A 21,319-nucleotide genomic window follows, 5' to 3' on the forward strand; every position below is an offset into this window, starting at 1 on the left:
TCATCCGTGCATCACCGTGTTCCACTGTGAAACAACACCGCTACCAGCACTCAAAGCTGCTGAAAATATTCGATCAAATATTTCCGGAACGCCTCCGCCACAAGAGGCAACCGCTCTCCCTTTCGCCTGATCAGCCCGACTGTTCGCACGACGCGGGGCTCGCTTACCGGGATGCTCGCCGGCATCATCGGGCTCGTCTCGATTAACGCCATCTCCGGCAGCAGGCTGACCCCTAACCCGGCCGCAACCAAACCCCGGATCGTGTCCGTCTCTTCCCCTTCGAACCCGATCTTCGGCGTAAACCCGGCCTGTAGGCACGCTTCAAGCACGATGGCACGCAGCGAATAATGCTCGCTGAACATGACGAACGATTCTTCTTCCAATTGCTTCAGATGAATCTCCGGGCTGCCGGCAAGCGGATGGTTGGATGGCAAAATCACCCGCAGCTGTTCCGTGAGCAGCAGCTCCCCTTCCACTTGTTCCCGATGCTCCGGGAAGGGCGAGATAAATGCCAGATCGATCTCGCCTTGGCATAAATCATGAATCAATATGTGGAACGTCCCTTGCTTCAATCTGAACTTCACGTTCGGGTGCAGCTTCCGGTATTGGGCTACAACGGATGGAAGCAGGTGTATTCCCAAGCTGTGCGGAAACCCGATCCTAATTTCCCCCGCCTCCGGGTCGATGAACTCCCTCACTTCAAGCACCGATCGATCCAAGTCAACCAGCAGCGACTCCGCGCGCTTCAGGAACAGCCTTCCGGCCGATGTCAGCTTCAGATTGCGGCCTTTCTGCGCAAACAGTTCAACGCCGAGCTCTTCTTCAAGCTGGTGTATTTGCCTGCTTATCGCAGACTGTGCGACACGCAGTTCTTCCGCCGCATGCGTCATATGCTCCAGCCGGGCAACCGTCACGAAATATTGCAACTGCCGAAATTCCATTGATTACACATACCTTCCCCGAAGAAACTGTGAGTAGAGGGCGAGCAGGATAAACCCGCCGACGAACCCGCCCAAATGCGCCAAGTAGTTAATCTGCGGAATAATGAGGGAATAAATAACTCCAACACCTAACATTGAGTATAACGTTTTCCGAGATCCCTCATCCATCAGACGGCGCCGAAACAACGTCAGAAACAAATACGCTCCGAACACCCCGTAAACGGCACCGCTTGCGCCGAGCGAGAAGATCCCCGGGGGATAAAAATTAGTAAATACATTTCCGACGATCCCTGCAAAAAGAAACAGAACCGCATACCGCAGCTTCCCCAGCAATCGTTCGAGCGGCGGCGCAAAGACGAAGATCGCAAACGAGTTAAACAGCAGATGAGGAAAATCGTTATGAAGGAAAATGGACGCCACATACCTCCACAGATTGGAAACCTCATTGAACGGAGGCTGGTTGGAAAACATACCTAAAACGAGCTTTATCGTATCTGCGGGTATACCGGTAATGAGCGATGCAACAAACACACCGGCATGCACAGCAACGACTATAATCAGAATCGCAGTATTTACAGGATAGTATTTCACATATTCCCGGAAGCTTTCATATCGAAGAAACATCATTCGTTCATGCCCCCCGCTTTCGCTGCTCAATAAGCAATTTACATCATTGTAACTTGGAGCGGACGTAAAGGAAAGTTTTCATGATCCGGTTCTGCATGAAACTTCATGATTTCAATGTTATAACCAAACCTCTTTCGAAGCACATTCAAGGAAGCCAGACCGCGATTAAAGGAAGGTTTGGTTGAAACATTGAAATTACGTAATTGTGTATGAATTGCATGAATTTCAATGTTATAATATATAAGGTTGTAATCCAAAAAACGTTATTTAGGAGGAAATGATTATGGCAAACGAAAGAACAGGAGTCGCCACACTTAAAGGGAACCCGATCACTTTAATCGGACCGGAAGTGAAAGCCGGAGATAAGGCGCCCGATTTCAAAGTGAATAAAGATCTGCTTAATCAAGTGTCCCTCTCCGATTTCGCAGGCAAAGTGAAGTTGATCAGCGTCGTTCCCTCGATCGACACTGGCGTTTGCGATGCGCAGACTCGCCGCTTCAACGAAGAAGCTTCGAAGTTGGGCGATGATGTCGTCATTTTGACGATTTCCAACGATTTGCCGATGGCTCAAGCGCGTTGGTGCGGAGCCGCGGGCGTTGACAAGGTTCAAATGCTGTCGGATTATAAAAACGTATCCTTCGGAGACGCCTACGGCGTTCACATTAAAGAACTCCGCTTGTTAATGCGCTCCATCTTCGTTATCGATAAGAACGATAACATTACATACGTGGAGTATCTGAACGAAATGACCGAGCATCCGGATTACGAGAAGGCGTTGGCGGCGGCAAAGGCGGCATTATAAGAAAACCTCTTTCGAGGCCAATTCAAAGAAGCAAGACCGCGATTAGCGGTAGGTTTTCTTGCGATTCTAGAATTGCCGTTCACTTTATGAAAACTTATAAATTCTAGAATCTTAAGAAAAACTTCTATCGAAGTACACTCAAGGATGAGATACGAAAGACCTCCTTCTTACAATTGCGTAAGAGGAGGTCTTTTATTAATTGGTGATTTTATATTGGGCTAATTTTTTGTCGATCGTTCCGTAAATATCCAAGATGGTGCGATAATTCGAGCCCAAATCTCCAAGCGATCCCCTGGAAGCCGAGTAAACATCGATTGCCGATTTCAGCGGATTGATGGAGAAGATCGTCAACGTAACGTCCTGCACGCGCCCGGTCACCGTCCGCTTCTCCATTACGATTTCCCCGACGTTCTTGACTTCATGGAGCACCTTATATCCCGGTTTTTTCTTAAAGATTTGAACTACTTCATCCCACAGGCTGTCGCGGGAAAGCTTGTAGTACCTCGTCTTTAATTCCGGAAGCGACGCTTTCTCTCCCGTCTGCTCTTGACTGCGGATCAGTCCGATCAGCGCTCTTTTCAACAATGACGGTCCCCCCTCGAAGAACTTCCCATCCGTGCTCTTTTTCTAATTTACATCTTACCACTACACCGTACGAATGGGCAAACCGTATTTTCAAAACTTGCGCAGCCGAGGGGGTTTTACCGGCAAAATATATGTTTTCCGATTCGTTTGATTTGCGGACGGCTCCAGATCCAGCCCGAAGTGGCAGTTACGGGATTGAAATAATATAAGGCGCCTTCCGACGGGTCCCACCCGTTCACGGCATCTTGCACCGCCTTGTAAGCCGTACCGTTCGGATCGAGCCATATTTGCCCGTCATCGACCGCCGTAAACGCGCGCGGCTGAAATATGACGCCCGATATCGTCTTCGGAAAGGCGGCATTGTCAACGCGGTTTAAGACGACGGCGGCAACAGCCACCTGGCCGATATAAGGCTCTCCCCTGGCCTCGCCGTAAACAGCCCGGGCTAGCAAGTTAATATCGTTGCTGGAGAAGCGGCTGGTCCGGACCGGTGCCCTCCGCGTGCCGCCGCGTCCGGCATTGCCGCCGCCAGGCCGCCAATTTTTTGTAGCTTTCGCCAACGCCGTCTTTGTATCCGGGCCGACTCTCCCGTCGACAGGCAGCCCGAATTCCCGTTGAAACCCGATCACGGCTTTCCGCGTACCCGGACCGAATGCGCCGTCAACGTTACCTCCATAAAATCCTAGAAATTGCAGCCGCGACTGCAGCTCGGCGACGTCCGATCCGACATCGCCCTGCTCCATCACCCAGTACCATTGACTGAAAGATAACGACGTTTGACGCGAAACCCCGACAGCCGCGATCAAGCAAACCAGTGCACAGACCAAGCCTCTGAATAAAAAAGAGCGGCTCCTCGGCCGCCCGTTGCGTGTTTGTTCCGTCACACGCCCACCTCCGGAGCAAGTATTTGCTCCTTTTAGTATGTAAAGTATTGTGTTCTACATTCAAAAAAAAAAAGAAAACCCCGCCTATGCCGTCCGGTATGTTTGTTTCTGAACCTGCACAGGCAGGTGGGTGTCCGCAGCGCATGCTTTTGACGTCCCTTCGCAAGGGCATGCCAGCCGCAGCGTCAATATGAGACTCCCGGGAAACAAGCATTGGTTCAAAACAAATAGTCCCGAAACGAACATCGCAGGTGTTTTGTAGTCCTATTATATCCGTTCACCCCGCCGAAGTAAACAGAAGTTCGTGGATAGTTTGCCAGCCTTACCGTTCCGATTCCGGCGGCGCAGCATTTCCGGACTCCTCTTGCTCACCCTCACCGGCGGCCTCCTGCGCTTTCTGATGGCGGTCCATCAGCTTCCGGAAACCGTTGTGGAAGTGCCAGAACGTCATGAAAGCGATGAGACTGCCCATAAAGAACGGGATAAGGAACGTAATTTGCGTGAAGCTGATGTATACGATAACGGCGTTCGTGACCGCGATCAACAAAGAGCGGACCGGTTGGCCGATCGTAATCAAGCATGCATTCTTAAACGCTTGCCATACGTTCATATGCAGGTGAACCGCAATACAGAAAAAGTTAAACACGGCGATAAACAGCAAGAAAGAGAACGCAATGAACAGATAGGCAATTATGCTGAAAGTCCCGTTCTGGCCGGCGTAAAATCGAAAGTTAAAAAATAAAACGGCGAACAAGACGATAAATAATATTCCTCCGACCATACTCAGCAAGTAATTTTCTTTATATGCACGGAAAAATGTCTTCAACAGCGGCACATCGCCGTCTCCCGTCACCCACTTGCGGGCGACCGCAAACATAGCCGTTGTTGACGGGAACAGCAGAAACGGAGAAAGCACGGCGACGATAAACAAGCTGGATTGAAGCTGCGCTTCGTCGGCTGCAAACAAAGTGACAAAACCGAAAAAGAATACCGGCAATGCTCCGATAATCCACAAAATATTCGTTACCGATAATCGCATTATCCATTCCGAAATGCGGTAAAAACCGCCCATTAGTCCACGAAACTCCATTCGGGGCACTCCTCCTGCTTTACGCTTTTCCTTCGCCTAACTTGCCCAGGCGGGTTGTCTCCTATTAACTATAATACAAGTTGACGTCACGAGGAAGCAAAAAGAGAAGACCGCCTCATTCAGGCAGTCTTCGGTTCATGCTTACAAGTTTGCGTAATCGCCGTTGTTGTTGTTGTTGTCTCCCGTGCGCGTCGATCTTTGGTTTCCGCCGCCCGTACGCGGACGGTTGTTGTACGACGGCCGGTCGCCGTAACGGTTGTCGTCCCGCCGTCCGTAACGGCGTTCGCTGTCGCCGCCTTGACGGTTGCCGCCGCCGTAACGTCTTTCGCCGCCGCCCCGGTAATCACGTCCCCCACCGCCGACTCGGCGCCCCGAGCTGCGTATGTCGGGCTTGCGCTTCTTCACGCGGATCGGCTCTTCCGGAGTCAATTCGACACTGACTTCCTTCTTCTCGCCGCCGGTCAGCAGTTTGATGGCTGCGGCCAGCAAGTTTACGCTGTCGTGATTTTCAAGCAATTGGATGGAAATCGCTTTGAATTCGTTGTATTCTTCATTATGGACGAGTTCGAGAATTCGCTCCGCGACAACCTTCTGTTTGCCTTCGATCGCCTCGGCAATCGTTGGCAACGTCCGCTTCGGAATCTTATGGCGGGTTACCTTCTCGATGAAATGGAGATGATCGAGCTCGCGAGGAGTAACGAACGTCCATGCGGTACCCTCTTTGCCTGCGCGGCCCGTCCGGCCGATGCGGTGCACGTAAGATTCCGGATCTTGCGGCAGATCGAAATTGACTACGTGCGTTACTCCGGAGACGTCAAGGCCGCGTGCGGCCACGTCCGTAGCGACCAGCACGTCGATGCTGCCGTCGCGGAATTTGCGCATTACGGTGTCGCGCATGTTTTGCGACAAGTCTCCGTGCAATCCGTCCGCGGAATATCCGCGCTTTTGCAGCGCTTCGGCAAGCTCGTCGACACGGCGCTTCGTGCGTCCGAATACGATGGCCAAATCCGGCGATTCCATATCGAGCAAACGGCAAAGCGCGTCGAACTTGGACTTCTCATGCACTTCAATATATTCCTGGCTGATGAGCGGCGCACTCACTTGTTTCGGCACTACCGAAACGTGTTCCGGATTTTTCAGGAACCGCTGCGCCAGCTTCTGGATGTTCGGAGGCATTGTTGCCGAGAACAGCATCGTCTGGCGTTCTTCCGGCACTTGGCTCAATATCGATTGAATGTCTTCCAAAAATCCCATGTCGAGCATTTCGTCCGCTTCATCGAGCACCACGTAACGAACGTCGTCAAGCCGGATCGTCTTTCTGTTGATATGGTCCAACAGCCGGCCCGGAGTGCCGATGATCACTTGAGGGCGCTTTTTCAATGCGCGGATCTGGCGTCCGATATCCTGCCCTCCGTAGATCGGCAGACTGCGGATTCCCTTGAATCTGGCCAGCTTGCCGATTTCCTCCGCCACTTGAATCGCAAGCTCCCGTGTCGGCGTCATTATAAGCGCCATGATCCTTTCTTCCGTCGTTTCGATGTGTTGGATCAATGGAATCGCGAACGCCGCCGTTTTTCCCGTACCCGTCTGCGCCTGCCCGATCAGATCTTGTCCCGCCAATGCGATCGGAATCGCCTTCTCCTGAATGGGCGTCGACTCTTCGAATCCCATCTCGGTAATGGCCCGGAGCACCTTCTGCTCCAAGCCGAATTCGCTGAATGTTTTCAACTGCTTCAAACTCCTTCGATTTTGGTCTACGTACTCTTAAGCCGCTTCAGACCAAACATTCGCACACCTTACTTAGCCGCACCAATACAGAAAGTCCCGAAAAAAAAGCATTTTCCATTCGGAAAATACTAGCGTACTTAAGAATATTACGCTTATTATAACACATGAAAAGTTTTCATTGCCAGTTTGTGCGAAAAGCAAAATACGCCATACTAAGTTTAGAGGTGACTAAATCGTGATATCGTACCTTCGCACTGTTCGGGAAATCTTTTATATGAGCGCCGGAGCCGTTCTTGTGGCTTCCGGCTTCAACGCGTTTTTGATACCGCACCAAGTGTTGAGCGGCGGCGTTTCCGGAATTTCCATGCTGATCGGCTATATAACAGGTCTGAATATCGGCTGGTTATATTTTGTGCTGAACGCCCCGCTTTTTATTTGGGGTTGGATCGTTCTCGGCAAACGCTTCGTTGGATTGAGCTTTGTATCCGTTGTAGTTACCGCCCTCGCCTTGCAGTTCGTTCCCGAGATCCGGTTTAACCAGGACCCTATTCTTGCCGCGGTGTTCGGAGGGGTGCTCGTCGGATTGGGCACGGGTTTGTCTTTTCGTGCGGGCGGCTCAACCGGCGGCTTCGACATTGTCGGCTCCATCGTCACCCGCAGACGCGATTTTCCGCTCGGCGGCCTCCTGTTCGCGTTGAACGGCGGAGTCATTGTCGCGCTCGGCCTATCCTTGAAGGATTGGGATTTGGCGCTATATTCGATGATTTCCTTATTTGTGACCGGCCGCATTATCGATGTCATCCACGTTCGCCATATTAAAATCACCGCGTTTATCGTAACAACGAATAAAGATCAGATGCTCCAAAAGCTGCTGGGCACGCACCGGGGCGTGACGGTTATCGATGCGCAGGGAGCATATACCCAGAGTGAAAAATATTTGCTGATGACGGTCACGACCAAGTATGAGCTTACCGAGCTGCAGAAAAAAATCCGGGAAGCGGATCCGAACGCATTCGTCAACATCGTGGAAACGGCCGGCGTAATGGGCTTGTTCCGGCGGGAATAGCGGGTCCCTTACCGCGAGCGGTAATTTGGAGCGATAATTTGGATCGGTAATTTGGAGCGGTAATTTGGATCGGTAATTTGGAATATTTTAGGATAATTTTGAAATCTAACGGTCGAAACAGCTCTTAATAATGCTCAAAAGCATGAAAAAGGGCTTTCAGACGTGAAACCGGCGTTGTTAACGGTCTGTACGACCGTTCATCAAAGTGCAAGCAAGTAAAAAGTGTGTTAGTAACGACCTTTTCGACCGTTCGCTGTCATGCCGCTTAAAAGGGGCGGCCAACCCGGTTTGCGAGTGTAACGAAGCAAATCGCCATAAACGGTCATTTCCGCGCACCATACTGCCTATACTTTCGTGAAAACCGTCCGGCCAATCACCGGGCGGTTCTTTTTTATGCAAAGAAAGTATTGACAAACAAGAGGAGTTGGAATAGTTTAACATTAAATGATTATTAAATGTTTTGTTTTTCGGATTAAATTCAGTGGTAATGGAGATGTGCGCGATGAATGAATCACTTCAAGACATATTAAAACAAAGACTGTCATTCACGTACAGAGAGCCGATCGAACTGCTTGTCTCGATGAGCATGACTGCCCGTAAAGATCAAATGCTGCAGCTCGCGGAAGAACTTCACGTCGAGGTCGACCCGTTTCTGACCGTATTGCTCGATCGGACCGGCGAGGTCTTATCGCCTCACATGAAACGGGAACTGGGTTACTTTTTTGACTTTGGTTTCTTTCGATGGGGGCCTGATATCGCCTTCTATGCATCCGCTTTTGACAGTAGGGAAGATGAGACGGCGGAACAATGGATAGACCGTCTTGAAATAACTCCGGCGGGGCACATCGTCTCCATGATGGTTCGATGCGCGTATAACGACAACCTCGGAGAATTTCTTCAGGGCCGGACATGGAACGACTTCCACCTTGATCTCGAAGCGCTCGCCGAACAAACTCGAAAAATCGAACCGTCTGGACAAGTCGATAGGACACAGTCGCATCTTCTGGAGTGTCTGGTGCATCCCGAAGAGACGAAGCAGCGGTATATGATGCTCATCCGGCAGTTTCACCGTCTCGCATTCGCTCCCCATGCTCAAGAGCTCCGGAGTAAGTGCGAAGCGGCTATTGAACGCTATGAAAAGCTTTTCCAAACCGATCCCAAACGGTTCCTGCACGATTTTCACAAGCTGGATCCGACTTTCTACACTCGTACCGCCATCCACCATGTCAGCTTCATGTTCCAGATCGGATGCTCGCTATACAATATCGGAAAGCATGCGGATTGGATCATCTTCGGCATTAACAACGAACAATATTTCGGTCCCGAAGCCGCGATCGCCAAGGTAGAGAAGTTTTTCAAGGCATTCTCCGACAAACGCAGACTTCAGTTCATTCGACTTGTGGCACAACGCCCGCTCTACGGACAGGAGCTGGCCGCCGAATTAGGCGTCACTCCCGCGGCGGTCAATTATCACGCTAACTTCATGGTTCTGCTCGATATGGTCGAGCTGAAGCGATCCGAGCACAGACTCTATTACAACGTTAACAAAGAGAAGGTGCGGGAGATGCTTGAATTGACCGCCAAAGTGCTTCTTGGGGAGGAAAAATATGGGCCAGGTCCGGGAGGCGGGAAAGATGAGCGGGACTGAGCAGCAAAGCAAGCGCCCGATTTCACATGTACTTCTTCGACTTATTAAGCTGGGAAAGCCTTATATCGGTTGGTATATCGTTCTCTGCATCCTTACGGCAGGCTTGTCGCTTGTCGGTGTGGGGATAGCGGAATCGCTGCGCAGGATCATCAATGCGGCGACGCAGAAAGACCTTTCGCTTTTGGTGTCGGCGGCCGTTCTGGCATTGGGGATCGTTATTTTGGAAGTTGTCGCGAACCTGCTTAAAGCCCGCGTAACCGCGATGCTGGAATTCAAGTCGACGGCACGACTGCAAACGGTGGTGCTTGGTAAGCTAATGCGCATACGTATGAAAGAAGCGGATCGGTATCATTCCGCCGATCTCATCAGCCGGATCAACGATTCCGCTGCAGCGGCGCAGGCGGGCGTCAATGCGAAAGCGATGGATTTCCTCGGCAATATGCTTCAAATCGTTTTCATGATAACCTACCTCGTCACCTTGCAATTCTCGCTTACGTTCGGAACGTTATTGATCGCCGCGCTGACCCCGTTGGTGATGCTCCCTTTTGCAGGCAAATTGCGGGGATTGTATGAGCAAAGACAAAAGATTCAAGCGGAACAGCAATCGTTCACGCAGGACATCGTACAGGGCGCGGAGGTAGTCAGAAGCTTTTCTCTCGCGGCCAAGCTTCGCGATGCATTCGCACAGAAGTGTACCGCTTACTTGAAAACGCATTATCGGGTGCTTCGGTTGGAAGCGGTCGGATACCGGCTGCCGATACTCGTCGTAAACGGCGGGCTTCTGTACGTGCTCGGCTATGGCGGGTATTTGGTCATACAAGGACGTTTGGACGTTGGCGCCGTTGCCGCATTCCTTATCAGCTTCGAGCGGATCGCGAATCCCGTATCCAGTCTGGCTAATCTATGGACGGAGCTTCAAGCATCCCTCGCTCAAGCGAATCGCATGTTTGAGGTACTCGATTCTGCCCGAAGAAAGTGCTTCCGGCGAGACCGCTTCCGATCAAGCCGCGTTCCATTACGACACCATCGAACTGGACAACGTCTCCTACCGTTACAATACCGGGGATGACGTGCTGCGGAACATCTCATTCCATATCGAAACAGGAAAAATCACCGCTCTCGCAGGTCCGAGCGGCAGCGGCAAGAGCACGGTTCTTAATCTGCTGCTGGGCTTAAATGAACCGACCGGCGGAACTATACGGTGCGGAGACGCTCCGCTTCCGGAAATCAATCCCCGGCAATGGCGGAGCGGGATTGCTTATGTATCGCAAGAACCGTACCTGTTCTCAGGAACGTTATACGATAATATCGCATGGGGGCGTTCCGGCGCTTCACGGGAGGATGTAATTGAAGCTGCCCGGTCGGCCGGCATCCACGACTTCATAATGAGTACGCCGCAGCAATACGAAACCCGCATCGGCGAGCGCGGCTTGACGCTTTCCGGGGGGGAGCGCCAACGTCTGTCGATTGCAAGAGCATTTGTACGGAATCCGAAGCTGCTGCTGCTCGATGAACCGACATCGGCTTTGGACAGCCATAACGAGCGGATCATCCAGGCTGCGTTGTCCGAACTGATGCGAGGCCGAACTACGGTCGTTGTGGCGCATCGGCTGACCACAATCCGGGACGCAGACAAAATTATTTATTTGGAAAACGGTTCCGTTCTCGAAACCGGAACGCATGACGAATTGATGGCATTATCCGGGAAATATTGGAGCATGCACGAACAAACCCGTACAAACTACGGAATGATGGAGGAAATAATCGCATGAATGCAATGTCCCCGGCCAGATCCGGCAGCATTCCAATCGTTGTTCGGCTGCTGAAGTATGCGTCGCGTTATCGTATTCCGCTCGGCGTCGCCGTCTTGCTGTTAAGCGCGAATCTGACTTTGGAGGTGGGATTTGCCTGGGTGCAGCAGCTCTTTATCGACACCATCAACAGTTCCAGTATGGACGCCTTGCTTAGGTTGATCCTGATTTGCGGCATCATCTGCGCAGCAATTACGGTCAGTATGATGTTTCAGCATTATTATCGTCATGCAGCTCATGCCGGAATGGTTCAAAACGCGGCGGTTGACCTGTTTGAGCAAAGCAGCCGGCTTCCATTCCGGACCGTGCAATCGATGCATTCCGGAGATATTGTCTCGCGTAATGCGCGTGATGTCGGCTCTGCCGTCAATGCCGCCGGCAATATCGTATTCGATCTAGGCTATAACATGGTGTTGTGCGTCGTCTCATTATGCTATTTGGCCGGCATGAACGCCTGGCTGGCGCTTCTCGCGATCGGGTCCGGTCCTGTCGTCTTTTTCACCGGACGTTTCTTTGACAGACGGCTCCGCCGGCTATCCGAACGAATTCAGCAGAAGGATGCGGAGGTCCGTTCTCTGCTGCAAGAAACTTTGCAAGGAATGAAGGTCGTCCGAGCGTTCGGAATGGGGGAAGCCTTGCTGTCGCAATATGTGAAAGAACGTCACGAACTGAACGCCATGCTGCGCAAGAGAGCATGGTGGAATGCGCTCCTATGGCAGTCATCCGCTTTGACCAATAACGTCGTCATGGTCGTTTGCGCCGCGCTGGTCGCTTTGTCGGCCATCCATGGAACCATGTCCGCAGGCGAGGTATTAGCGTTCATCATACTGATCGGCAGGGTACAGTGGCCGTTCGTCAACATGTCCCAAACATGGGGACGTGTCCAGGAGTCGCTAGGCGCCGTAGACCGCGTATTCGAGATTATGGATATGCCGGTTGAAGGGAACGTCCATGATGGTGAATCGCATGCAAAGGTCGAACGTGTGCAACCGGCCCGGCACTCTGTCTTTGCGACGTCAACCTTGCCCACCGTTCAACAGAAGGCGAACAAGCGCCGCTTTTATTCGAAGGGCTTCACTTGACCGTCGAACACGGCGAAACGGTGGCGGTCGTCGGTCCCAGCGGATCGGGCAAGACGACGCTGGCCCGCCTCTGCTGCGGTTTGTATCAACCCGATAAGGGAACGGTTTCCGTTTACGGACGATCTTTGCGGGAGGAGTTGGACGAAGCACGGAAAATGCTGACATACGTGCCGCAATTGCCCTATCTGTTCTCCGGCACGATACGGGACAATATCGCGTTCGGCACTGACGGCGCTTCGGAAGAAGATATCAAGAAAGCTGCGAGGCTGGCCGGAGCCGATTCTTTTATAGCCAAACTTCCGGACGGCTACGATACGGCGCTTGGCGAGCACGGCTCCACTATATCGGGTGGCCAAAGACAGCGGATCGCCATCGCCCGCGCGTTCCTTCGCAAGGCGCCTCTGCTTATTCTTGACGAGGCTACCTCGGCGCTCGACAACGAATCCGAACAGCTCATCCAGCAATCCATGGACCGTCTCATGCAGGGGCGCACAACGCTGGTCATCGCCCACAGACTGTCGACCGTCCGCAACGCCACACGCATCATTGTCATGGATAACGGGAGGATCGCGGAGCAGGGCGACCACGACACCTTAATGGCGCATAACGGATTGTACGCACGCTTGTACCGGCTCCAGTTCGAGGACGGCGAGCACTCGTTGCGGTCATCCGGAACCGACGTTTAGGGTCAATTTTTGACCCTATAATGTTAAAAAAACCGCCCCCTTCTCCTAAAAGGAGAAAGAAGCGGACGTGCTGCAAATTACAACTACCTTTTTCCCGGATCGAAAGGCTCACCGGCAGCTTTGGGCGCTTGGGACGCTTTTGAGAACAGGACCAGCGCGATTAATGTGACCACGTACGGAAAAACCTTTAGGATAATCGGCGGCACGACGGCTAACGCCGGATTGATCTGCGACACGTTCGCCACCGTGCTGGCGAAGCCGAAGAACAGCGTGGCGGCCAGCACTCCGAGAGGCCTCCATTGGCCGAAGATAAGGGAGGCGAGCGCCAGGAAGCCCAAGCCGGACACGGTGCCGGTAAATTCGCCGGCGTACGTTACGATGATGACGGCGCCGCCGAGCCCGGCGAAAGCGCCTGAAATCATGACGCCGATGTAACGAATCCTTCTTACGTTAATGCCGGCCGCTTCCGCCGCGTGCGGATGTTCCCCGCAAGCTCTCAGCCGAAGTCCGAACGGCCTGTAATAAAGCACGTAAATACAGAGTGCGAGAATAACAAGCACAAGCCAGGTCGTCCAATACGTCTTCATGAAAAACAAGTTCCCGATAACCGGAATATCCGAGAGAATCGGGATTTTTACAGGAAAGAACCCGGTTGTAATCCGGATGTTTCCGCTGCCCGTCATGTTGCGGGACAAAAACACGGTGATAGCGCCAGCGATCATATTCAGCGCCGTTCCGCTGATGACCTGGTTGGCGCTTAAGTTAATGCTGGCGAACGCATGCAGCAGCGAAAACAATATGCCGGCCGCCATAGCGGCGAGCAAACCGGCCCACAGGGTCCACTGGCTGCCCGGATATATTGCCTGAAGGCGGAAAATTACGAACGCCGAGGCGAATGCGCCAACGACCATGAGCCCTTCCAAACCGATGTTGACGACACCGCTTCGCTCGCTGAATAAACCGCCGAGCGCGGTGATCAGAAGAGGAATAGTGAACACAACGGCATACGGCATTATTTGTTGAATTGTCGTCCACATGCGTTCATTCCCCCTTCTCTGCGCGCGCCGCGCCCGTGGCGTTCCGCGTCTTGCGGCCTTGGAAGCGCCGGATCAGACGTTCGATCAATACGCTCGTTGCCGCAAAATAAATAATAATGGCGATGATGGAATCCGCGATTTCCGGCGGAATATCCGTCATCGCATTCATAAAGCCGCGGCCCGAATACAGCAGCCCGAAGAAGACGGCGGCTAACAGCACGCCCACAGCCGAGTTCGCGCCAAGCAAGGCAACCGCGATGCCGTCAAAGCCTTGCGACGGCAATATGCCGATCTGAATGTTGTTGGCATTACCGGTATACTGCGCGACGCCGCCGAGTCCGGCGAGTGCGCCGGCAATGAGCATGGACGTGACGATGCCGCGGTTCACGTTGATGCCCGCGTACTCCGACGCATGCCGGTTGTAGCCTACCGCCTTCAATTCATAACCCAACGTTGTGCGGTCTATAATGAATGCAATAACGATTACGGTGATTACCGCAATGAACAGCCCCATGTTAATGTACGAGCCGTCGAACATTTCGGTTAAGAACGGCGCTCTCAACGTTGCGTAATCCGGCAGCGGCTTGGATTCCGTCTCGAGAAACGCCCCTTTGAAATATGCCGGGACGGTGTAATACACGATCCAGTAGGAAGTCAGGTTCAGCATAATCGTCGACACCACTTCGTGCACGTTGAATTTCGCTTTCAACAGCCCGGGGATAAACGCCCACAGCGCGCCGCCCGCCATTCCCGCAGCGACCATGGCCGCCAAGAGCAGCGGTCTGGGCCAATCGAAGCTTAAGCCGACGGCCGTCGCGCATAAACCGCCGATCAGAAACTGCCCCGCAGCGCCGATATTGAACAGTCCCGTCCGGAATGCGAACGCTACGGAAAGTCCTGTAAAGATAAGCGGCGTCGCAGTCGCCAGCGTGTTGCCGATCCGCTCCGGATTTTTCAATCCGCCTTGCAGCATGTACGAGAAGCCTTCAATCGGATTATGTCCGGTGACCGCCATCAGGACGGCGCCGGCAAGCAGTCCGAACACAACGGCGGCGAGCGATACGATTGCATTCTTCATGCGCCTTGACCCTCCCTCACACCGGCCATCATGAGGCCGATTTCGTTCTCGTTCGTCTCGCCGGCTTCAACGACGCCTATTAATTCACCGTTGCTCATAACCGCGATCCGGTCAGAAACGTTCATTACTTCTTCCAGTTCCAAAGATACGAGCAAAACCGCCTTCCCTTTGTCGCGCTGCTCGATCAACCGCTTATGAATATACTCTATGGATCCGACGTCCAGCCCCCTTGTCGGCTGCACGGCGATAAGCAAATCCGGGTCCCGCTCGATTTCGCGGCCTATGATCGCCTTCTGCTGGTTGCCTCCCGACAAAGATCTGGCGATAGACGACGCCCCCTGCCCCGAACGGACGTCGAAGCTCTCGATAATTCGCTTCGCGTAATCGAAGATGGACGGCTTGTTCAATATTCCGGCGTTCGAGAAGGGCTGCTTATAATAAACCTCCAGCACCATATTCTCGGCAATCGTATAATCAAGCACCAAGCCGCGCTTTTGCCGGTCTTCCGGAATATGTCCGATCCCTTTCTCGATACGGCGGCGGATCGGCATGCCCGTAAAGTCTTGTCCGTTCAAACGGACGGTGCCCGACACCGGTTTGAGCAATCCAGTGATCGCTTCCACCAGCTCCGACTGCCCGTTGCCTTCGACGCCAGCCACGCCCACGATTTCTCCGGAGCGAACCTCAAGCGTGAAATCATTCAAGGCGAGGCACTTCTTGCTGTTGATGACGGAAAGCGATTCGACCTCAAGCACGACATGGCCCGGATCGGCAGGCTTCTTCTCCACCTTGAAAGAAACGTGCCTTCCGACCATCATTTCGGCCATCGCCGCCTCGCTCGTCTCGGCGACATCGACGGTGCCGATTGACTTGCCCCTGCGGATGACCGTGCAGCGGTGCGCATACGCCTTGATTTCCTTCAGCTTGTGCGTAATGAGAATGATGGACTTGCCTTCGCCGATGAGACTGCCCATGATGGTGCCGAGCTCCCGGACTTCCTGCGGCGTAAGAACGGCCGTAGGCTCGTCCAAAATCAAGACGTCGGCGTTGCGGTAAAGCATCTTTAATATTTCGACGCGCTGCTGCATGCCGACGGAAATATCTTCGATCTTGGCATACGGATCGACATTCAAGCCGTAACGCTTCGACAGCTCCTCGATTCGTTTGCCTGCCGCCTTGACATCCAGCACCAGACCGCTTACCCGCTCGCTGCCGAGAATGATATTTTCCGTTACGGTGAAATTTTCGACCAGCTTGAAATGTTGGTGAACCATGCCGATGCCCAGCTTATTCGCCACGTTCGGATTCGCGATCCGAACTTCCTGCCCGTTCACTTTGATCGATCCGCGATCGGGCTGATACATGCCGAACAGGATGCTCATGAGCGTCGATTTTCCCGCTCCGTTCTCGCCCAGCAGAGCATGGATCTCGCCGCGCTTCAAACGGATCGTGATGTCGTCGTTGGCGACGACACCCGGAAATTCCTTCCGGATGCCAAGCATTTCAACTGCATATTCCATGGAACGATTCTCCTTCCCCGCAAACCAAAAAAAGACGGTCAGCCCGTCTCCTTTTGGTATTCAATTTATTTAATCAGATCTCCTTGCTCCGCTGCAACCGTAATTTCTCCGCTCTTCAGCTTCTCAAACGCCTCAGCTGCTTTGGATACAGCATCTTCGCTCAAGTTCGGGTTTTCGGCAGGCAAGCCGACGCCGTCGTTTTTCGCGTCGAAGATCAATGTCTGGCCGCCAGGGAATTCTCCTTTGCTTTCGGCAATCACCATGTCGTAAGCAGCAACGTCGATTTTCTTCATTGCGGAGGTCAAGATGATCGATTTGTCGTCTTTGTAGATACCGTCCGCGTATTGGTCGACGTCTACGCCGACGATCCAAACTTCATTCCCGCCTTCCGCGCGGGTTTTCGCTTCGTTGATCGCGCCTACGCCCACGCCGCCTGCCGCCGCGAAAATTACCTTCACACCGCGGTCGTACATTTGCGCCGCCAATTGTTGGCCGGCTGCCAAGTTGTCGAAGCTGCCTTGATACACGACATTCTCCTTCTTGATCGTAACGTTCGTGCCGAGGTTTTCATTCGCATACTTAAGACCCTGTTGGAAGCCCCAGTTGAACTTCTGAACCGGAGGAATTTCCATGCCGCCGATAAAGCCCGCTTCCCCTTCTTTCAAGTGAACCGCCGTAGCTACCCCTGCGAGGAATCCGGATTCGTGCTCCGCGAAGAAAATCGAAACCGTGTTATCCTTTACAACGGCTTCGGCGGAGTCGGCCGCGTGCGGCGCACCGTCGATGAGGACGAATTTCGCGTCCGTATGTTTATCTTGCGCTTTGAAGATCGCCGTTTCGAACTTGAAGCCCGGCGTTACGACGAGCTTGAAGCCCGCATCGTACAAATTGCCGATTTCCTTCATGTATTCGGCTTCCGTCGTGCCGGCCGGTTTCAAATACTTCGAGTCGATACCGAGCTCTTCAGCCGCTTTCTTTACGCCTTCCCAAGTGCCTTGGTTGAACGATTTATCGTCGATCGTGCCCGCGTCGGTTACCATGCCGACTTTGAAGTCCGGCTTGGCGCCTTGTTCCGCACCTGCATTACCGCCTGTTTCCGCGTTGCCTTCGCCTTCTTTGGTCGCGCCGCCGCAACCTGCCAGCAACCCTAAAATCAGAACAAAGACCGCCAATGTAATGAGACCTTTTTTCATTTGTGTAATTGCCCCCTACGGATCTAATTGTTTAAATAGACAAATCTTCCTTATTATAAACTAATCAAAAACAATTGTGGAATTTTTTTTGAGCCGAATCGATTCTTTTCGACAAGATCATCCAATCGTCTCGACCGCTTCGCGCTTCCCTTTATTTGGGAGACCGGCTAGGTTAGTATGCGTACAACATCCTTTCTTTAAACGTAAAATTATGGGATCGGGCGCTTTTTCCCCCTCGCCGAATATTGTCATTTCGGTTCATGACGCCTGTCTACTATTTTTGTATATTAACTAATTTTTTTCAATCGGTTTTGTAAGTTATTATTACGCAAAACTCATTTCCGCCACAATTCCGTAATAATTTCGCGGGAGAGCGCGGTTTCTCTTGCCCGTACAGGAAATGGTTGGTAGCATGAGGGTAACACTAAATACGAGGTGAATCCATTGATCTTTTCGCCGTCACTCGAGATATTGTACCGCGACCGGGACATGCCGTTTGCCGATAAAATGAAGCGCGCGCACGCACTCGGTTTTTCCGCATTCGAATTTTGGTCTTGGTGGGACAAGGACGTTGAGGAAATTTCCCGCGAAAGCCGGGAGCTCGGCATCCGGGCCGCATCCTGCTGCGTGAAAGGCGCGCCGCTTGTCGACCCGTCGCAGCGCGGCGCTTTCTTGGAAGGATTGAAGGTAAGTCTGGAAGCGGCGGAGCGGCTCGATTGCCCTTATCTGATTGTGCTTACAGGCAACGAGCTTGAGAATGTGTCGAGAGAAGCGCAGCTGCAAAGCGTGGCGGAAGGTCTGAGGGAGAGCGTCCCGCTGCTTGAGCGCACGAGTGTCACGCTTGTGTTGGAACCGCTTAACACGCTTGTCGATCATAGAGGGTACTTCTTGTCCACGACCGAAGAGGCAGTCCGGATTATCGATGCCGTCGCCAGCGAACGGGTGAAGCTGCTGTTCGACGTGTATCATCAACAGATTACCGAAGGAAACTTGATTCCGAACCTCACTCGCTTCATGGATCGCATCGGATATATTCATATCGCGGACCATCCGGGCCGGCACGAGCCGGGTACGGGCGAAATTCATTACGGCAACGTGCTGTCCGCAATCGCGAAGGCCGGGTACGCCGGCTATGTCGGATTGGAATTTTCGCCGACCGGCGAACCGGACGAAGTTTTGAGCCGGTTTATGGAACAGTATAAGGAACTCCGCTTGTAGGGAAGGCGTTTGACAATGATTTTTGTCAGCGTGCTTCTTTTTCTGTTCGGATTGTTTATGTTGATTAAGCCTTCGCTGTTTTGGACCGTAACCGAGCAGTGGAAATCCGGTGACGCTACGGAACCGTCTGATTTGTATATTTGGAGCACCCGCTTCGGCGGAGGAATATGTACTCTCGTAGGCGTCGCGGGGATTTTGATTGCTGTATTGCTTTAACTGCGCTTGCGTTCCCGGATCTCTTACCGGTGGCTGCAATCGCCTCCTGTTTCACTTCGGCACCACGTGGTTCATCCGTGACCCACCGTGTTTCACTGTGGACCAAGCTCGACCGTTCAATCGCCTACTGTTTCACTTCGCCACCACGTGGTTCATCCGTGACCCACCGTGTTTCACTGTGGACCAAGCTCGACCGTTCAATCGCCTACTGTTTCACTTCGCCACCACGTGGTTCATCCGTGACCCACCGTGTTTCACTGTGGACCAAGCTCGACCGTTCAATCGCCTACTGTTTCACTTCGGCTCCACGTGGTTCATCCGTGAACCACCGTGTTTCACTGTGGAACAAGCTCGATCGTTCAATCGCCTCCTGTTTCACTCCGGCACCACGTGGTTCATCCGTGAACCACCGTGTTTCACTGTGGACCAAGCTCGACCGTTCAATCGCCTACTGTTTCACTTCGCCACCACGTGGTTCATCCGTGACCCACCGTGTTTCACTGTGGAACAAGCTCGAGCGTTCAATCGCCTCCTGTTTCACTCCGGCACCACGTGGGTCATCCGTGAACCACCGTGTTTCACTGTGGACCAAGCTCGACCGTTCAATCGCCTACTGTTTCACTTCGGCTCCACGTGGTTCATCCGTGAACCACCGTGTTTCACTGTGGAACAAGCGCAACCATTAAATACGCTAAGATTATAAAAAGCACCCCGCCATAAGCGGGGTGTCCCTACCCGATCAGGGAAGCACAGGGCCCTATTTACGTCGAATCGCACGATCTCCATGGAAAACCTGCGGAACAAGACCCTGTACTTCCTCTATTTCGCTTTAACCCGCACCTGCGCCGCCGGAGGTTTTCCGCCGGGCGGCCGCGTGCGTAGCAAGGAAAGCTATGCCCGCAGCACCCGCCAACACGGCTCCGATTCCATAAGCGGATGAAAAGCCTCCCCACTCTTCCAGCCAACCGCCGAATACACCGCCTGCGATGCCGGCCATACCGACAAATACGGCAGCCAACAGCGATTGACCGGTTGACCTGAGCTCCGGCGGAACGGAGCGTACGGCGTAAGTGACGGCCGTTACCCAGAACACGGCGAACGTAATCGCATGGCTTGCTTGCAGCACAAACAACAGAACAGGGTCGGTCACCAGCGCATATACTATCCAACGAATAATGTACAGAAGACCGACGATCCCAAGCAAGGCGAGCTCGTGCACCCGGTGCAAGTACCGGTGCAGCAGAGCGAAAGTCGGCACCTCGGCAAATGCCGCCAATGCCCAAGCGAGCCCTACAAGCTGCTCTCCCGCTCCGAGCTCGGTCATATACAAGCCAAGAAAGCCGTCATTCATCCGGTGGGGGAGCATCATCACAAACACTAAAAGAAGGAACCAAAGAAATTGCCGGTTCCGCACCACGACCGATAGCGAGGACAACGAAACCGGAGGCGTATTCGTGCGGACATCTTGCAAAAAGAACAATAGCAAGAGCGGCAGCAGCCATATTCCCCAATAAATCCATTGAAGATTATTCACTCCGCCGATCAAGACCAAAATCCCGCCAGAAACCACCGCCGTAACCGAAAAACCGACCGATCCCCATAAACGCACCGATCCGTAGCTCACCCCGGCTTCTTCCGCCGATCTTATCGATAACGAGTCTAGCAGCGGCGCAGACGGCATAAGAAAGAAATAAAGGAGCGTTACGAACGTCAGTGTAAGCGGAAATCCCGACACCGTGAACATGCCTATGCTGCAAAGAAGAGCAAGCGCCCATAACAAGGCGATGACATTCTTTACGGTTCTATAGCGGTCGCTTATATAGCCCCATACCGGTTGGGCGAACACCGCTACGAACGGACCGGCCATCATAAGCAAGCCGATCTCGACGGTAGTGAACCCTTTCGTTGCGAAATACAACGGCAAATATGGAAGCAGCACTGAACTTTGCGCATAAAAGAGAGCATTTAACCCTCTCATAACCGTCAATTGTTTATTCATCGCCTATGCTCCTGCCTGGTAACAAAATACGCGGATCCTTTTGCAATACCTAAAGGCTAATCCTACTCCAAATCAAGAAACCGCACAAGATGGCGGCTTCCGGCAAAA

At 52.8% G+C, this 21,319-nt stretch carries 21 protein-coding genes and 1 other RNA gene; 9 read left to right on the forward strand and 13 right to left on the reverse strand.

What is annotated here, in order from left to right; all coding sequences use genetic code 11:
* Positions 1 to 50: 50 nt before the first annotated feature.
* Both JET16_RS25520 and JET16_RS25525 read right to left on the reverse strand, forming a co-directional pair.
* Complete coding sequence (locus JET16_RS25520) at positions 51 to 941, reverse strand: LysR family transcriptional regulator (protein ID WP_199622036.1); 891 nt, start codon at positions 939 to 941, stop codon at positions 51 to 53.
* 3 nt (positions 942 to 944) lie between these two features.
* Positions 945 to 1,568, reverse strand: a complete 624-nt coding sequence (locus JET16_RS25525; RefSeq protein WP_199622037.1) for a rhomboid family intramembrane serine protease — start codon at positions 1,566 to 1,568, stop codon at positions 945 to 947.
* A gap of 283 nt (positions 1,569 to 1,851) precedes the next feature.
* Between JET16_RS25525 and tpx the strand changes: the two genes are divergently transcribed.
* Positions 1,852 to 2,370, forward strand: a complete 519-nt coding sequence (gene tpx, locus JET16_RS25530; protein WP_199622038.1) for a thiol peroxidase — start codon at positions 1,852 to 1,854, stop codon at positions 2,368 to 2,370.
* Positions 2,371 to 2,565: 195 nt separating this feature from the next.
* Here tpx and JET16_RS25535 read toward each other — a convergent pair whose 3' ends face one another.
* The 5 genes from JET16_RS25535 to JET16_RS25555 all read right to left on the reverse strand — a co-directional run bounded on the left by JET16_RS25535 (position 2,566) and on the right by JET16_RS25555 (position 6,657).
* On the reverse strand, positions 2,566 to 2,955 hold the full coding sequence (locus JET16_RS25535) for a DUF1499 domain-containing protein (protein WP_199622039.1): 390 nt from the start codon (positions 2,953 to 2,955) through the stop codon (positions 2,566 to 2,568).
* A 116-nt stretch (positions 2,956 to 3,071) separates the two neighbouring features.
* Complete coding sequence (sleB, locus tag JET16_RS25540) at positions 3,072 to 3,698, reverse strand: spore cortex-lytic enzyme (RefSeq protein ID WP_199622255.1); 627 nt, start codon at positions 3,696 to 3,698, stop codon at positions 3,072 to 3,074.
* 214 nt (positions 3,699 to 3,912) lie between these two features.
* Positions 3,913 to 4,096, reverse strand: a non-coding RNA gene (gene ssrS / locus JET16_RS25545) — 6S RNA.
* Positions 4,097 to 4,161: 65 nt separating this feature from the next.
* Positions 4,162 to 4,929 carry a YesL family protein gene (locus JET16_RS25550; protein ID WP_199622040.1) on the reverse strand — a complete coding sequence of 256 codons (768 nt, stop codon included), beginning with the start codon at positions 4,927 to 4,929 and terminating at the stop codon, positions 4,162 to 4,164.
* A gap of 141 nt (positions 4,930 to 5,070) precedes the next feature.
* Positions 5,071 to 6,657: a DEAD/DEAH box helicase gene (locus JET16_RS25555; RefSeq protein WP_199622042.1), complete on the reverse strand. Its 1,587-nt coding sequence runs from the start codon at positions 6,655 to 6,657 to the stop codon at positions 5,071 to 5,073.
* Positions 6,658 to 6,931: 274 nt separating this feature from the next.
* On the opposite strand from JET16_RS25555, the gene JET16_RS25560 reads away from it, so the two are divergent.
* The 6 genes from JET16_RS25560 (at position 6,932) to JET16_RS25585 (ending at position 12,950) form a co-directional block, all read left to right on the forward strand.
* A complete protein-coding gene (locus JET16_RS25560; protein WP_199622258.1) occupies positions 6,932 to 7,723 on the forward strand; it encodes a YitT family protein in 792 nt (263 codons plus the stop codon).
* Between the two features lie 502 nt (positions 7,724 to 8,225).
* The gene (locus JET16_RS25565; RefSeq protein WP_199622045.1) at positions 8,226 to 9,371 is read left to right on the forward strand and encodes an ArsR/SmtB family transcription factor; all 1,146 of its coding nucleotides are present in this window, start codon (positions 8,226 to 8,228) and stop codon (positions 9,369 to 9,371) included.
* Positions 9,358 to 10,440 carry an ABC transporter transmembrane domain-containing protein gene (locus JET16_RS25570; RefSeq protein WP_199622047.1) on the forward strand — a complete coding sequence of 361 codons (1,083 nt, stop codon included), beginning with the start codon at positions 9,358 to 9,360 and terminating at the stop codon, positions 10,438 to 10,440. Before JET16_RS25565 ends, JET16_RS25570 begins: the two co-directional genes overlap by 14 nt.
* 1 nt (position 10,441) lies before the next feature.
* A complete protein-coding gene (locus tag JET16_RS25575; RefSeq protein WP_199622055.1) occupies positions 10,442 to 11,143 on the forward strand; it encodes an ABC transporter ATP-binding protein in 702 nt (233 codons plus the stop codon).
* Complete coding sequence (locus JET16_RS25580; protein ID WP_199622056.1) at positions 11,140 to 12,264, forward strand: ABC transporter transmembrane domain-containing protein; 1,125 nt, start codon at positions 11,140 to 11,142, stop codon at positions 12,262 to 12,264. The genes JET16_RS25575 and JET16_RS25580 overlap by 4 nt, the downstream gene beginning before the upstream one ends.
* The gene (locus JET16_RS25585; RefSeq protein WP_199622067.1) at positions 12,261 to 12,950 is read left to right on the forward strand and encodes an ABC transporter ATP-binding protein; all 690 of its coding nucleotides are present in this window, start codon (positions 12,261 to 12,263) and stop codon (positions 12,948 to 12,950) included. The genes JET16_RS25580 and JET16_RS25585 overlap by 4 nt, the downstream gene beginning before the upstream one ends.
* A gap of 83 nt (positions 12,951 to 13,033) precedes the next feature.
* Here the strand turns inward: JET16_RS25585 and JET16_RS25590 are convergent, their stop codons facing one another.
* The 4 genes from JET16_RS25590 to JET16_RS25605 form a co-directional block, all read right to left on the reverse strand.
* On the reverse strand, positions 13,034 to 13,987 hold the full coding sequence (locus JET16_RS25590; RefSeq protein ID WP_199622070.1) for an ABC transporter permease: 954 nt from the start codon (positions 13,985 to 13,987) through the stop codon (positions 13,034 to 13,036).
* Between the two features lie 4 nt (positions 13,988 to 13,991).
* Complete coding sequence (locus JET16_RS25595; RefSeq protein WP_199622073.1) at positions 13,992 to 15,065, reverse strand: ABC transporter permease; 1,074 nt, start codon at positions 15,063 to 15,065, stop codon at positions 13,992 to 13,994.
* Positions 15,062 to 16,585, reverse strand: a complete 1,524-nt coding sequence (locus JET16_RS25600; RefSeq protein ID WP_199622076.1) for an ABC transporter ATP-binding protein — start codon at positions 16,583 to 16,585, stop codon at positions 15,062 to 15,064. Before JET16_RS25600 ends, JET16_RS25595 begins: the two co-directional genes overlap by 4 nt.
* Before the next feature lie 65 nt (positions 16,586 to 16,650).
* The gene (locus tag JET16_RS25605) at positions 16,651 to 17,778 is read right to left on the reverse strand and encodes a BMP family lipoprotein (protein ID WP_199622079.1); all 1,128 of its coding nucleotides are present in this window, start codon (positions 17,776 to 17,778) and stop codon (positions 16,651 to 16,653) included.
* Positions 17,779 to 18,222: 444 nt separating this feature from the next.
* Here JET16_RS25605 and JET16_RS25610 point away from each other — a divergent pair, with 444 nt between their 5' ends.
* Both JET16_RS25610 and JET16_RS25615 read left to right on the forward strand, forming a co-directional pair.
* The gene (locus JET16_RS25610) at positions 18,223 to 18,996 is read left to right on the forward strand and encodes a hydroxypyruvate isomerase family protein (RefSeq protein WP_199622081.1); all 774 of its coding nucleotides are present in this window, start codon (positions 18,223 to 18,225) and stop codon (positions 18,994 to 18,996) included.
* Positions 18,997 to 19,011: 15 nt separating this feature from the next.
* Positions 19,012 to 19,212: a DUF6199 family natural product biosynthesis protein gene (locus JET16_RS25615; RefSeq protein ID WP_199622083.1), complete on the forward strand. Its 201-nt coding sequence runs from the start codon at positions 19,012 to 19,014 to the stop codon at positions 19,210 to 19,212.
* 286 nt (positions 19,213 to 19,498) lie between these two features.
* Here the strand turns inward: JET16_RS25615 and JET16_RS25620 are convergent, their stop codons facing one another.
* Complete coding sequence (locus tag JET16_RS25620; protein WP_199622085.1) at positions 19,499 to 19,642, reverse strand: hypothetical protein; 144 nt, start codon at positions 19,640 to 19,642, stop codon at positions 19,499 to 19,501.
* A gap of 399 nt (positions 19,643 to 20,041) precedes the next feature.
* A complete protein-coding gene (locus JET16_RS25625) occupies positions 20,042 to 21,211 on the reverse strand; it encodes an MFS transporter (RefSeq protein WP_199622087.1) in 1,170 nt (389 codons plus the stop codon).
* Between the last annotated feature and the right edge of the window lie 108 nt (positions 21,212 to 21,319).

Source organism: Paenibacillus alkalitolerans, from assembly GCF_016482785.1.
GTDB classification, from domain to species: domain Bacteria; phylum Bacillota; class Bacilli; order Paenibacillales; family YIM-B00363; genus Paenibacillus_AE; species Paenibacillus_AE alkalitolerans.

Coding starts and splice junctions, on each gene's coding strand:
- JET16_RS25595 (WP_199622073.1), bottom strand. CDS start 15,065: ATGAAGAATGCAATCGTATCGCTCGCCGCCGTTGTGTTCGGACTGCTT.
- JET16_RS25550 (WP_199622040.1), bottom strand. CDS start 4,929: ATGGAGTTTCGTGGACTAATGGGCGGTTTTTACCGCATTTCGGAATGG.
- JET16_RS25580 (WP_199622056.1), top strand. CDS start 11,140: ATGAATGCAATGTCCCCGGCCAGATCCGGCAGCATTCCAATCGTTGTT.
- JET16_RS25565 (WP_199622045.1), top strand. CDS start 8,226: ATGAATGAATCACTTCAAGACATATTAAAACAAAGACTGTCATTCACG.
- JET16_RS25590 (WP_199622070.1), bottom strand. CDS start 13,987: ATGTGGACGACAATTCAACAAATAATGCCGTATGCCGTTGTGTTCACT.
- sleB (WP_199622255.1), bottom strand. CDS start 3,698: ATGGAGCAGGGCGATGTCGGATCGGACGTCGCCGAGCTGCAGTCGCGG.
- JET16_RS25560 (WP_199622258.1), top strand. CDS start 6,932: ATGAGCGCCGGAGCCGTTCTTGTGGCTTCCGGCTTCAACGCGTTTTTG.
- JET16_RS25625 (WP_199622087.1), bottom strand. CDS start 21,211: ATGAATAAACAATTGACGGTTATGAGAGGGTTAAATGCTCTCTTTTAT.
- JET16_RS25520 (WP_199622036.1), bottom strand. CDS start 941: ATGGAATTTCGGCAGTTGCAATATTTCGTGACGGTTGCCCGGCTGGAG.
- tpx (WP_199622038.1), top strand. CDS start 1,852: ATGGCAAACGAAAGAACAGGAGTCGCCACACTTAAAGGGAACCCGATC.
- JET16_RS25570 (WP_199622047.1), top strand. CDS start 9,358: ATGAGCGGGACTGAGCAGCAAAGCAAGCGCCCGATTTCACATGTACTT.
- JET16_RS25600 (WP_199622076.1), bottom strand. CDS start 16,585: ATGGAATATGCAGTTGAAATGCTTGGCATCCGGAAGGAATTTCCGGGT.
- JET16_RS25605 (WP_199622079.1), bottom strand. CDS start 17,778: ATGAAAAAAGGTCTCATTACATTGGCGGTCTTTGTTCTGATTTTAGGG.
- JET16_RS25525 (WP_199622037.1), bottom strand. CDS start 1,568: ATGATGTTTCTTCGATATGAAAGCTTCCGGGAATATGTGAAATACTAT.
- JET16_RS25615 (WP_199622083.1), top strand. CDS start 19,012: ATGATTTTTGTCAGCGTGCTTCTTTTTCTGTTCGGATTGTTTATGTTG.